8 protein-coding genes are annotated in these 12,517 nt (G+C 49.6%); all 8 read right to left on the bottom strand.

All coding sequences use genetic code 11. The features are described 5' to 3' along the window. Positions 1-114: 114 nt before the first annotated feature. The 8 genes from purB to Q0090_RS01020 all read right to left on the bottom strand — a co-directional run bounded on the left by purB (position 115) and on the right by Q0090_RS01020 (position 12,349). A complete protein-coding gene (purB, locus tag Q0090_RS01055; protein ID WP_297946625.1) occupies positions 115-1,455 on the bottom strand; it encodes an adenylosuccinate lyase in 1,341 nt (446 codons plus the stop codon). 36 nt (positions 1,456-1,491) lie between these two features. Beyond that, positions 1,492-1,971, bottom strand: a complete 480-nt coding sequence (ispF, locus tag Q0090_RS01050) for a 2-C-methyl-D-erythritol 2,4-cyclodiphosphate synthase (RefSeq protein ID WP_297946623.1) — start codon at positions 1,969-1,971, stop codon at positions 1,492-1,494. A gap of 35 nt (positions 1,972-2,006) precedes the next feature. Continuing rightward, a complete protein-coding gene (porV, locus tag Q0090_RS01045) occupies positions 2,007-3,191 on the bottom strand; it encodes a type IX secretion system outer membrane channel protein PorV (RefSeq protein WP_297946621.1) in 1,185 nt (394 codons plus the stop codon). 89 nt (positions 3,192-3,280) lie between these two features. Further along, on the bottom strand, positions 3,281-6,820 hold the full coding sequence (porU, locus tag Q0090_RS01040) for a type IX secretion system sortase PorU (protein WP_297946619.1): 3,540 nt from the start codon (positions 6,818-6,820) through the stop codon (positions 3,281-3,283). A 197-nt stretch (positions 6,821-7,017) separates the two neighbouring features. Beyond that, the gene (gene lpdA / locus Q0090_RS01035; RefSeq protein ID WP_297946617.1) at positions 7,018-8,376 is read right to left on the bottom strand and encodes a dihydrolipoyl dehydrogenase; all 1,359 of its coding nucleotides are present in this window, start codon (positions 8,374-8,376) and stop codon (positions 7,018-7,020) included. Between the two features lie 4 nt (positions 8,377-8,380). Beyond that, positions 8,381-9,127, bottom strand: coding sequence for a 2,3-diphosphoglycerate-dependent phosphoglycerate mutase (gpmA, locus tag Q0090_RS01030; protein ID WP_297946615.1), 747 nt, complete (start codon positions 9,125-9,127; stop codon positions 8,381-8,383). Between the two features lie 257 nt (positions 9,128-9,384). Continuing rightward, the gene (locus Q0090_RS01025; protein WP_297946613.1) at positions 9,385-9,564 is read right to left on the bottom strand and encodes a hypothetical protein; all 180 of its coding nucleotides are present in this window, start codon (positions 9,562-9,564) and stop codon (positions 9,385-9,387) included. Positions 9,565-9,832: 268 nt separating this feature from the next. Then, positions 9,833-12,349: an outer membrane beta-barrel family protein gene (locus Q0090_RS01020; protein ID WP_297946611.1), complete on the bottom strand. Its 2,517-nt coding sequence runs from the start codon at positions 12,347-12,349 to the stop codon at positions 9,833-9,835. Positions 12,350-12,517 lie beyond the last annotated feature (168 nt).

The raw sequence follows: 12,517 nt of genomic DNA, 5'->3' as shown, positions 1-12,517 counted from the left end.
TTGTCTATCCTATCTTGCCCCTTGATCAAAAACTTTTCTTGATTCTTTGGCTATTGCTTTGTCTGCTTTCTGTTTATTCCTTTCCTACAGACCCTCACAAAGGTAGTGATTTATTTATATACCTACGTAGGTTTGGGGAGAAATTGCCCGCATTTCTTCTTTGATGCTTGGGGCTACATCCAACGTGTCAATAAAGCGATGGATGCTCTCGGCGGTCATGGCTTCGCCCGTACGTGTGAGTTGCTTTAGCGTTTCGTAAGGATTGGGGTATCCTTCTCTTCTCAGTATGGTTTGTAGGGCTTCTGCTACCACTTCGTAGTTGCTCTGCAAGTCGTGGGCGATGGCATCTTCGTTTAGAAGGATCTTTCCGAGTCCCTTCTCGAGGCTCTTTAAGGCAATGAGGGTGTAGCCCAAGGGTAGTCCTTCGTTGCGGATAACGGTAGAGTCCGTAAGGTCGCGTTGTAGGCGAGATATAGGGAGCTTCGATGCCAAGAATAGAGCTATCGAACTAGAGAGCATAAGATTGCCCTCTGCGTTTTCAAAGTCAATCGGATTCACCTTGTGGGGCATGGCAGAGGAGCCAACTTCGCCTGCTTTGATGCGTTGTTTGAAGTAGCCCATGGAGATGTACATCCATACGTCTCGGGCAAGATCGACCAAAATAGTATTGATGCGCGCTATGCTTTCGAGTAGAGCTGCCAGGTGATCGTAGTTGGATATTTGGGTTGTAATTTGCTCTCTTTCGAGTCCCAAAGAGGCTACGAAATGGTTGCCAAACTGCTTCCAATCGATCTCGGGGTAGGCTACGTGGTGGGCATTAAAGTTACCCGTGGCGCCTCCAAATTTAGCCCCAAAGGGGATCGCATGATAGAGCTTCAATTGCTCCTCTAGTCGGTACACATACACCCCGAACTCCTTGCCTAGGCGAGTGGGGGAGGCGGGTTGCCCGTGCGTCCGAGCCAGCATGGGGATTTCTGCCCACTCGTGAGAGTATTTGCGGAGTTGCTCCAATACTCGAGAGAGAGCCGGCTCAAAAACCTCTTTGAGGGCTCCACGGAGCATCATCGGGAAGGCTGTATTGTTAATGTCTTGAGAGGTGAGTCCAAAATGCACGAACTCCTTAGCCCACGATAGATTGAGGGCGTCGAAAGCTTCTTTTATGTAGTATTCAACGGCCTTGACGTCATGATTGGTTACAGACTCTATCTCCTTTACTTTGGCAGCCTCTTCAGGGGTGAGCGTGCGGTAGAGGTCGCGTAGCTGTCCCTTTGTGGCTGAGTCTATTTTGTTTTGCAGCTGAGGAAGTGCGTCCGATAGGGCAAGAAAATATTCTATTTCAACCCAAATGCGATAGCGAATTAGGGCATATTCGGAGAAAAAACCACGCAGGTCTTGCGTCTTGGATTGGTAGCGACCGTCAAGGGGGGTAAGTGCAAGAAGACTATCGAGAGACATAAACAAATTGATAATGATGAGGGATAGAAGACTTTTTTATCGATATAGGAGAGCTACAGCTTGGGCGGCAATTCCCTCTTTCCGCCCTGTGTAGCCTAAATGTTCTGTGGTTGTTGCTTTTATAGAGATACGTACCTCTTTGCCCAAAATGGCAGCGATACTCGCCTTCATGGCCTCGATATAGGGAAGCATCTTGGGAGCCTGTGCTATGATTACGAGGTCTATATTGCCAATGCTCCAGCCCTCGGAGGCAATCAACGCCGCTACACGCTCCAACAAAATACGACTATCTATCCCCTTGTAACTATCGTCGCTAGGCGGGAAGTGGTAGCCAATATCGCCCAAGGCCGCAGCTCCCAAGAGGGCATCGCAGAGGGCATGGAGGGCCACATCCCCATCGGAGTGTGCTTCCAATCCCATCTCGTAGGGGATTTCTACTCCGCAGATATGTAGGGGGTATCCTACTGCTAGTCTATGTACATCGAAGCCCGTACCAACGGAGAAGGGACAACTCATATCGCAATCGTATTTAGGTTTATTGGGGAGCGCTCTTAGCGAAGGAGGTTGCGAATCCCATCCATGTCAAAGGAGAGCGAGAAGCGCAGCGTCTGATCCAGAGGGTTGCTGGGGACTGCTGATATTAGGTAAGAGGCATCGAGACTGAAGACGCTCATCTTGAACCCCGCACCTGCTGTAAAGTATTGTAGGTTCCCCTTATTGGGGTGTTGGTACTGATAACCGGCACGGAGGAAGAAGCGATTGTTGTAGCTATACTCGGCTCCGATACCTAGGTTTATCTCTTGGAGTTCTTCCTTAAATCCCCCGGGGGCATCGCCAAACGACTTGAAGATGCCGGCAATAGAGGAGGTTTTTTGGTACTCTTCTATCTTACGTGCATATTCTTCCGGCTTGGTAGGATCCTTGATAGGAGGCGTGGGAACCAGCAGTTTGTTGGCCTCAATATTGAGAGAGAGGGCGTTGTAGTCGTCGAAGGGATAGAGAATACCCGTACCGATACGTAGGTTGGTAGGGATAAACATAGACTGATTGCCACCATAAGATATCTTGGTACCGATGTTGCTAACGTTGAAGCCAAAAGTCCAGAGAGGCTCAGAGTCTCCGGCCACGAAGTACTTTGTTAGATAACCGGCAATGTCGGCAGCAAAGGCGTTGCCCGCACGATTTTCTCCCGTGCTACTTGCGGTGTTTTGATCGCTACGGATATAACGGAGCACAACCCCCATGGAGTAATCGGAGGTTATCTGCAACGAGTAACCAAAGTCTAGAGCAAACTCGTTAGGATGAGCCTCCCCTAGAGAGCGTGCGAGGTCGTCGAAAGTACGAATGGTACCAAGCGAGAAGAAACGTAGAGAGGCACTAAGAGCTTGGTTGTTTTCGCTACCAATCTTGTAGTACCCGGTGAGCTCCATTAGTTTGATATCGTTTACCAACTTGGCAAGCCATGGGGTGTAGGTGAAACTCACTCCGGCCTTGCTCGATAGTAGAGCGTACTTAGAGGGGTTGTAATACTGCGAATTAACATCGGGAGTAGAGCTTACACCAACATCTCCCATACCCGCAGCACGAGCACCCGGAGAGATGTGGAGTGAGGGTACAGAGGTGGTAACTGCGTTGAAGCGTTGCTCTTGTACTTCGGTTTGGGCCACGAGGGTAAGCGTGGAAATAATAACGGAGACTCCTATAACTAGGAGACGCTTTAGGATTGTACGATTCATCTTAATTCAATACGTGTCAAGTTGTGTAACTTAGTTGGTGTACTCTTTGGTTCACAACTCTATTGTGCCGCAAAAGTACAATATTCTATTCATTTGGTTGCCCCGGAGGGACTCTCTTGTAGAAGTATTTTCCCCCTTGTTGTCGTGCTTTTTCCGTTGCTTCCGGATAGGGTGCATCGGTATATGTATAGCCCGCTTGAGGGGGAGGTTTGATAGGAGGTAGTGGGAGTCCAAGGAATGCTAATGCTCCCTTGTGTGGGAGAAACAAGGCTGAATGTTTGGCTCTTAGCTACGCATCTCCCTGTGAAGTCGAAGAGCTCGATGGTAAGCGACATCTCCTCACCGGGGGTGCTTGTAAATATCTCAAAGGTAATGGGCGAGCCAACTACGGCCGGATTGGGATAGGCCTGAGAGGCGGCAACTTGAGGTGCCAAATCCTTATTTACACGAAACGAAAAACTCTTCTCCGTTGCATTATTAAAGACGTCCCATACACGGAGGGTGGCGGTGTGGTCTCCCTCGGGTAGTGTGGGGAGTAGGTACACAACGGAGCCCTTGCCGGCCTCTAGTTGGTTGGCTCTGTAGTAATCGTTGAGCGTAAAGGTGTAGGTGGGGTTATTGTCGATAGAGAGTGTAATACCATGCCCTAGTCCGCCTGCCGATAAGTTAATGCCGCTTGTGTCGAATAGCTCTGCCACGAATAGAGGAGTGGGGCCCACCACAAAGGGGGCGGTGAGGGTAGAGTCGTTGAGATAAACTCTCCGGATCTCGGGAGGGGTATTGTCCTCTTCAGACCCACTCTCTCCCATCTGTAACTTGAGGGATTTATCCACACCCATGGCTTCTCGTTTGAGCTCGGGAGAGTAGGCATAGAAGTTGATTTTCCCTTTTCTATCCGAGTAGGAGATATCCTTGGGTACCACAAAAGAGGCGGTGAAATGTCCATTTACAACCTCGGCATTGCCGGCATAGATAATCCCGGGATACTCGGAGTATTGGTACACATTCTCTTGATACTCGGGTATGTTTTCTTCTAGTGTAGAGGAGATTTGCTCAGCATCGAATACGGTAATGGCCATGGTGCCATTGAAGTTCCCATCGACAGTACCGCCTATGTCGTGTATTGCCCCTTCGAGTGAAACACGCTCAAGAGCATGTAGGAAAATACCCTTTTGGGGATCGGGTTCCTTCCCATTTATCTTGAGGAGGGTTACTTGATGCGTAGGCATTTTAAGGCGGAGCGCAGGGTCGCCTATCAATGCAAAGTTGAGTTTGTTGATGGTGTCTGAGGCGTAGGCATTGTTCTTGGCATTGCGCAATACATCGCCCAATTGGTGCAATCTTCCTCCCTTGTCTTGGGTGAAGAGCGTGCGCAAGAAGTATCTGTTTAGCTCCTGGTTGGGCACGTCGAATACCACACGAGTGGTGGTAAAGAGGGCAGAGGCGCCTCCTCTATCGTTGAGGAAGGCCATTTCCCCGGCCGAGGTTGTGCTATTGTCGTAGGGACTAAAGTCGCAAGTGGCCGTGATCCAGAGGGGGAGGCGCTTGTTGCTCAGTCGCTGTATGTCGGGCAGGGTCATTATCTGCTCGTCCGTCCAAGCCGTAGGGCTTCCATGCCCTGTATAATTAACAAGTAGGAGGCCTTGGTCTATGGCATCGAGGAGTTTGCGTTTGGCCGTGGGCACGGTGGTAAGTCCATTAACGGTGCTCTTGGGGAAGGCATCGAGGTAGACCTTATTTACGATGAGCTCGGGTTGTATCTCCTCTACTATCTCGGTAAGTTCATTGGCTTGCTTGGCATGTGAGTAGCTATCCTTGTTGTCTGCTAGGAATAGAGTGCGCGTCTTCCATACTCCGGGATCCCTATTTTCTGCATAGCGAATGGTCTTGTCTACGGTAGCTTTGGCCTCGCCAATAGTGCGAATGGGGAACCTGCCAATCCCGATAGATAGCTGCTTGCGTCCATTGGTCAGATGGTCTTCTCCATCGCGGAGGTAGCCAAAATAGTCGTCCGTAGTATAGCTATAAACGTTGAGAGAATTGACGCTTTGGTAGGTGAGAAGGAAGGGGGTGTTTTGGAGACCGATGCTCTCCCAATTCGTACTTACCTTGCGATTGTCCCCGGCTCCATCGCCAAAGAGAAGGAGCTGTTGTACCGATTCTTTAACATCAGGGTGGGCCGTCATCCAGCGATCGTGGAAGTACTTTGCCATGAGTCGATAGGCCGTAGCGTCCGGAGTTCCTGCGTTGAATTCGTTAAATAGGGCTGCCTCTTCCACAACGAGTACTTGCAAGCCATCCGCCGAACGGTGGTACTCAGCAAGCCGCTCTGCTTCGGAGAGAAAAGCCTCAGGAGAGAGTATGATGAGATCGGGAATGGGGGCTGAGTGTATATCTTGGTTGGCCACCTCGCCTACAAAGTTTGGGGCGTAGGCATCTTGCCAAGAGCAGGCTAAGAAGGTATAGGGTTGCCCATTTGGGTCAAGCGCTTGTGTGCTAAAGGAGTGCGAGCCTTCGCCCTGTGTGGTCTGTACACGATAGGGCAGAGCCCCCTCGGTGGAAGTGGCAAGTATGATCCCATCTTGTGGCAATCCAGAGACCTGATATAGGAGAGCATCGCTGCCCTCTTGCACCTTGCGAAAATCGGTTTGACGCCCACTTGTGTAGCGCAATCTTTGCTCAATGATGAACTCGAGAAAGTCTACATAGGCATTCTCTCCGGTGGGGCGATAGGAGGCCTCGAAAGCAAGATTTTTGGAGTTGCTCGTGGCCGTTACGTTGGGTTTGAAGTGATAAATGCCGGCAAGGAAGTCACGAGATGTATGATCTTCGCCCAAAGAAATAGCATCTTGTGAGATCTCTTTGCCATCGAGCGTGAGTGTAAAGAAGCCTTGGGTGTTGGGGCGAGCCATGTAGGCATAGTTCACTTTGAAGGTGTTGCCGGCTTGCTCCCCGGATCCCAAGTCTACGAGGATTCGTTTGGGTTGCCCGCCCATGAGAGGCTCTCCAAAGAGGAGCCGTCCCGATTGTCTGGGCGAGAATTTATCTTGCTCGTGGAGCACGAGAGCGTCGTAAGTAGTGGTGAGTGCCGGAGCCGATTGGGAGACTATTGGCTTGCGCTCCTCCATGAGTAGAGGACCGGGCGTAGCTGCATCGCTAAGGAGATAATACCCTAGGCGAGTGTAGTGATTGGTTACATGTCGATAGCACTTTTCGGCAGTATCGTAGTACCAGGTTGTTGGCCCCTCTCCGTAGAAATAGATTGCATTGTTGTGCCTGAGGAGGGGAACTTGGGGGAGCCCTGCCACCGAAGAGGCTTTCTGCAATTCCTCGCTAAGTAGTCTGCCGCCGTGCCCATAGACGCCCACCGCCTCGGGATTGCTAAACCCCATCTGGCGCAATTTGTCATAAGAGAGCGTGTAGAGCCCCGACTTATCCACACTTATTTTGACCCACCGGCCCGAGGCTAGGGGTGACTTCTCGCCCGCTGTGTCTTGGGCAAAAGCGGATCTCCCCATACCCAAAAGGAGGAGGAAAAGACTCCCGATAGTAAGAGTGAATCGGTTCAGTTTATGGCGATGGTCTGTAGAAAATGGGACTACAGAGCGGAGACTATTGCGCTTCTTCATGTTTATATAACGGATAAGTAGGGCTCTCTAGTGTATGGGGAGAGGGGAGATTGTTGCAGGAGGATTTCTCTCTCTTACTAAAGAAAAAGACCTTGCCTCCTAGTGTACTGACTTCGGAGCAACTAGGGGGCAAGGGATAGGATCGTTAGGGGGATGCCTTACAAATAGTTCTTACAAACTTGGTTGCAAGCAGAGGCCTAGGCTACGGGGCTACTCTCGATAGTTTCTTTGATAATCTCCCCAACTGTTGGGTGGGGGAACACTACAGAGGCGAGCTCGTGTGCCTTGATGCCTCTTTCTATGGCAACGGCTATCACAACGATGAGTTCACTGGCAGGATTGCCTAGCATGTGCGCCCCGAGTAGGGAGTCATCCTCTCCGATAAGGATCTTGCAGACGCCATTGGCCATCTCGTTCTCAGCCACAAATCGCCCGGCAAAGGCCATGGGCAATTGGTGCTTACGGTAGCTGATACCCTCTTTTTTGAGCTGATCTTCGGTCATACCCACCCCCGCAACTTCGGGTTGTGTGTAGATAATTCCGGGGATGGCTCGGTAGCTCATTTGGGCATCTTTGCCTAGCATATTATCGATGGCTACTTCAGCTTCGCGTATTGCTGTGTGGGCCAAGAGTGAGTAGCCCGTGATGTCGCCTGCGGCATAAACGCCGGGGAGCGAAGTGCGCATCGTGGCATCTACTTTTACTCCTCGTCCCTCCATCTCAAGACCGAGGGGAGAGAGCTTTTCAGTTACAGGGCGGCGGCCCACGCTTAGTAGGATGCGTTCTGTTGGGATTACAAAACTATTGCCTTCAAACTCTACTGTTACCCCTTCGGGAGCTACGGAGGTGACTTTGTGCTGGAGGTAGAATTTTACGCCTAGCTTGGTGTATTCGGCACGTAGCAAGGCGCCCATTTCGCTATCCATACCGCCCAAGATCTCGGGGAGCATCTCAATAACATGTACCTCTACACCCACACGATTGTAGAAAGCGGCAAACTCCATCCCGATAACGCCTCCGCCAATGATGGCGATACTTTTGGGGAGTTCTTTGCTCTCAAGAGCCTCACGGCTGGTCCAGTATTCCACGGTATCCAACCCGGGAATGGGGGGAACGAAAGTCTCACTACCCGAGGCGAGGAGGAGACGAGGAGCTGTATAGGTTTCTTCTCCTACCTTTACACTGTATTCTTCGGGCGTGGTGGGGGGTAATATCTCCCCTTCGCCCGTGACTACGGTTACTCCGGCATTAGTCATCTTACCCTTAATGCCGGCAACGAGCTTGCGTACGACTTTGTTTTTGCGAGCATTTACTTTGTCCATCAAAAACTGGTCGGCCGAAGCCTCGATGCCATACTTCTTGGCATCCTCAGTGAGGTGCCAAATCTTGGCGGAGTAGAGCAGCGTCTTGGTGGGTATGCACCCTTCGTTCAGACAAACGCCCCCAAGGGCACGTTTTTCTATTAATAGCGTATTGAGTCCTCCACGGGCGGCACGTTCTGCAGCTGTATAGCCGGCAGGGCCTCCCCCTAGGATGATTAGGTCGTGTGTAGGCATAGTCTTATTTCTTTTTCCCTTGGTTAGCAACGGCCTCTTGTAGAGCGCGTATTTCGTCGGGGTCTCCCAAGAAACGATCGCTTACGAGGTTCATATTGTCGTCAAACTCAAAGAGGTAGGGTACGGCTGTGGGGAGATTGAGGGCTGGAATATCTTCATCGGATATTTTCTTTAGCACCTTGATAATCCCTCGGAGGCTATTACCATGAGCTGCAATGATAATCTCATTGTTCTTGGCGAGGTCGGGTAGGATTACATTTTTCCAAAACGGAGTGATGCGCTCTACGGTGTCTTTGAGCGACTCGGTAAGGGGCAACAGTTTGGGATCTACTGCGGCATAGCGAGGGTCGGCAAGAGGAGCGCGCTTGTCGTCTCGGTCTAGAGCCAAAGGGGGGACGTCGTAGCTTCTGCGCCAGATGTGTACTTGCTCATCGCCATACTTTTCTGCCATTTCGGCTTTGTTCAGTCCCTGCAAGGCACCATAGTGCTTTTCGTTGAGGATCCAGGTCTTTTCTACGGGGATCCAATCAAGATCCATTTCGTCTAGGACCACGTTTAGCGTTTTGATGGCACGCTTGAGGTATGAGGTGTAGGCTTTGGCAAAGTGGAACCCCTCGGCACGTAGCAGTTGCCCGGCTTTATGTGCCTCCTCTATCCCCTTTTCGGAGAGGTCTACATTGGTCCATCCTGTAAAGCGATTTTCTTTGTTCCAAACACTCTCGCCGTGGCGGAGCATAACTAGTCTTTTCATATCGAGTCTTGTTATAGACGTTATTACAATTCCCTACAAAGATAGGCTATGTTGGTCGAAGATAGCTGTTTTTATGTTCTTATTGTTGCTATTTTTCGCTTTATGCGGACAGGTGGCGAAGGGCGGGTCGGGGAATATGCACACCTATCCTCTCCCTTAGGCCCGAGAGGCTCGCAGCGGGAGGAGTAGGTGGTATGGTCGAATTTCGTGGGCTCGTTATGCCTAGGGGGATAGTGAGGAGTGGATGGTTTGTGGGGTTATTTCCGCACGGGCAAGTCGGGATTTGCATTCGTACGGCTGATGGTTACCCATTTGGCTACGGCTTTGCCATTTGCGCCAAAGAGCAGAAAAACGGGCTTGTAGTTGACTTCGATTTGTTTCCAATAGAGTCCACTGGGGGAGGTGATGGCGCAGCCGATGAACTGAGGTTGCACCATCACCTCCCCATGCTACCCCCACTCTCGTCATTGCTTCTCTTCTCTCCCTTGGCCCGTACGGAGCAGTGGTCGAATGTCCAGAGCCCACAATCTATGCCACGTTCTCCCCCTCTGGTTATAAGTGTGCAGTACGATTATACCCATCTCAAAGGGTTAGAACGTAGGCATATTCAAGATATAGGCATGCTGGGATCCTGCTTTGAGACCCTATCTTTTGTGGGGCAGAAGGCTACTTGAGGGGCTTTTCATCGTCCTCAACGTTACCGCCCTACCTAACGCCGGTTTGTGTATCAAGGTCGGTTGTTGAGAGACTTTGATCTCGGGTTACTTTACGACTCTTTCCCGAATTAAAGTTGTACGAAACCTTAAGCCCGATGGAGCGAGACTGGATGTGATTAACCTGACGATGCTCAAAGCCGTCTCCCCACATCTTCGTCTCAAAGCGATGGTATTGTGAGAAGGGATGTTTTACCGTAAATGTTACATCTAACTTATTATCCCAAAAACTCTTCTTCACGTAGAAGCTGTACCAATGGCTGTACGAATAGGTCGTACGTAGTTGTGGTGGATTGCCATTGTAATACCACGATGCCCCCAAGAACCATGCTTTGGAAAGTGAGATGTCTGCACTGACCATGAGTTTATTTTCCCAGCTCCGTTGCTGTATCCCCTGAGGGGCATAATCAAACAGATGATACCCAAAATCTCCGTAAAACAAGAGGGAGAGGGGTGTGATAGGACGCCAATTCATCCAAACACTAACACTGGGCTTCCGGTGTATCCCCGCATTGGCATAGGTACTGCACAGGATGTCGGGATTTGCTTTATCCCGGTAGCTTATGGGCATAATTGCATTGTTCGTCTGGTTGTATCCTGCGCTCAGACTAAGGTAATAGTTATTGGAAAATAGAGTGTACGACAGATTCAAATTATGCTGACGCTCCGACTCCAAATCGGGATTGCCAAAAGAGAGATCGTAAGGACCGGATTGACTTTTATATGGATTCAGACTCCAAATAGAGGGGCGGATGGGATTCATCTTATAGAAAAATGACAACTGTTGTCGATCTGTCAGATTGTAGGAGAGATTGAGTGTTGGTATTAGATGCAAGGCTTGCGTCTGAAAGTTTCGCTTCTCGTCTTGAGAAAAGGAGATCTTGTCGTACATAAATTCTCCTCGCAAGCCCAAGCTCATCCCGAAGAGACCCTTATTCCATGAATAGTTGGCGTAAACTGATGCTACACTCTGCAACTGGTTCATATCTCCCAACTGATAAAGAGGATTATCTATAGGTTGCCAATCTTTCTTTCCGTAGTCCCATGTATAGTACTCGGGATGGGAGCTACCTAAACGGATTATCTCTTTCGCCCCGATTTGTATGGCATGAGCACCTCCCCAACGGAACTGATAATCACTTTGTAAGGCATGCTCATTCAAGCCACCTCGGGAGAGTTCTTTGCGACGAGTTTCGTCGAAAGGAGACTTCTCCCAAGAGGTAAATCCATCATGATACTGCCGCTCAGTTATATCGTTATATCGCTGATCGGGATTGTATGCGTAGCGATAACCAATGGAAAAACGAGGCGTTTTATCATCAGCGTAGAGTTTACGATAAATGAGATTCCCCTCAACAGAGCCTTCTAGTATGCTCGCCCTTCTGTCTAAGGTTGCATAACGGGTCGGTGCTCCAAGGGGAGAAAAGGTCTGCTGAGACACATCTTGGCTATTGATTGATGAGACAATAAAATGCCCATCGGCGTAGAGCATGTTGAGACTATCGAGGGTATATTCTCCCATGATGCGCCCTGTATGGTATTGGAAAATCCCTTTATCATCGCTCCCTTTTTGTGAGGATTTCAGTTCGCTGAGGGTCTGTGTATCTTTAAATGTGCGTCTATAAATTTCTACAGGTTGATTGGTATGTCGGGTATAATTGTAGTCGTAAGCAAGAGCGACACTCAGTTTCCCCTTAGTAAGTGTGAGAGAGGTAGCTCCCTCTATCGTGGGTATTGTAGAACCTCCTAGCGAGAGGGAGCCACTATAGCCATCAAGGCTTTTGTGGTTGGTAATGATGTTGAGGATTGCATCTCCTGCTGATGAATCGTAACGGGCATCTACTTGGGTAATTACCTCTACTCGTTTAATCGTATTGGCAGGGATACCTCGCAGCACCTCCGTGGGGCTCATTGAGGCAACACGAGAGGGCGTACCATTAATATAGACAGAAAAGTTAGACGAGCCTTTGATGCGAATGTTGCCTTCTCCGTCCACACTTACCAATGGAACGTTGCGGAGGGCAAATAGGAGGTTGTCGGTCTGTGCTAAGGCATCGTTTTTCATATCATAGGTCAAGCCTACGGGCGAGAGTTGAATTAACTTCCGGCGAGCCACTACTGTAACCTCTCCGAGGAGTGCCTCATCGGGGGCTAGTCGGATGGTATCGAGTTGGCTTTGGGGACTCTCAATTGCTCGTTCACATGATTGGGTTTTGTAACCCAAAGAGTGAATTGTGAATCGGACAAGACCCTCCGAGGGTACCTGTAATATAAACGTCCCATCATCTAGTGTAATAGCTCCTCCGGAGTGCTGGGTGTTATCTTTAGGCTGATACTCCACAGTTGCGTAGGGTATAGGACTATTGGTGAGGCTATCTACAACTACCCCTGTTACCCTACATGACTTACTTTGTGCCCATGATCCCCAGGGGACTAAACTGAGACATAAAATACATATCCAGGAAAAACGAACCCTGTTTAGAACGTTAATTGTAGATCTTTCGCACATACTCTAGTCAAATGTCTTTCTTTTACTACGCAGTACATCCCGTACTGCTTTCTTTTGCAATAGTATAAAATAATATTTGATTGAGCAAATATTGTCATATTATTTCGCTCGCTTCTGAGAGAGTAAATGCCTTTTATTTGTCCCAAATTCAGGGTGGAAATGAAAAAA

Origin of the sequence: uncultured Porphyromonas sp., from assembly GCF_938023125.1 — a bacterium.
Classification (GTDB): Bacteria; Bacteroidota; Bacteroidia; order Bacteroidales; family Porphyromonadaceae; genus Porphyromonas.
This window is presented reverse-complemented; position numbering and strand designations above follow the sequence as displayed.

Excerpts from the sequence above, each read along its gene's own strand:
- ispF (WP_297946623.1), bottom strand. The coding sequence starts at position 1,971 with ATGAGTTGTCCCTTCTCCGTTGGTACGGGCTTCGATGTACATAGACTA.
- lpdA (WP_297946617.1), bottom strand. The coding sequence starts at position 8,376 with ATGCCTACACACGACCTAATCATCCTAGGGGGAGGCCCTGCCGGCTAT.
- porV (WP_297946621.1), bottom strand. The coding sequence starts at position 3,191 with ATGAATCGTACAATCCTAAAGCGTCTCCTAGTTATAGGAGTCTCCGTT.
- Q0090_RS01020 (WP_297946611.1), bottom strand. The coding sequence starts at position 12,349 with ATGTGCGAAAGATCTACAATTAACGTTCTAAACAGGGTTCGTTTTTCC.
- gpmA (WP_297946615.1), bottom strand. The coding sequence starts at position 9,127 with ATGAAAAGACTAGTTATGCTCCGCCACGGCGAGAGTGTTTGGAACAAA.
- porU (WP_297946619.1), bottom strand. The coding sequence starts at position 6,820 with ATGAAGAAGCGCAATAGTCTCCGCTCTGTAGTCCCATTTTCTACAGAC.
- purB (WP_297946625.1), bottom strand. The coding sequence starts at position 1,455 with ATGTCTCTCGATAGTCTTCTTGCACTTACCCCCCTTGACGGTCGCTAC.
- Q0090_RS01025 (WP_297946613.1), bottom strand. The coding sequence starts at position 9,564 with ATGGTGCAACCTCAGTTCATCGGCTGCGCCATCACCTCCCCCAGTGGA.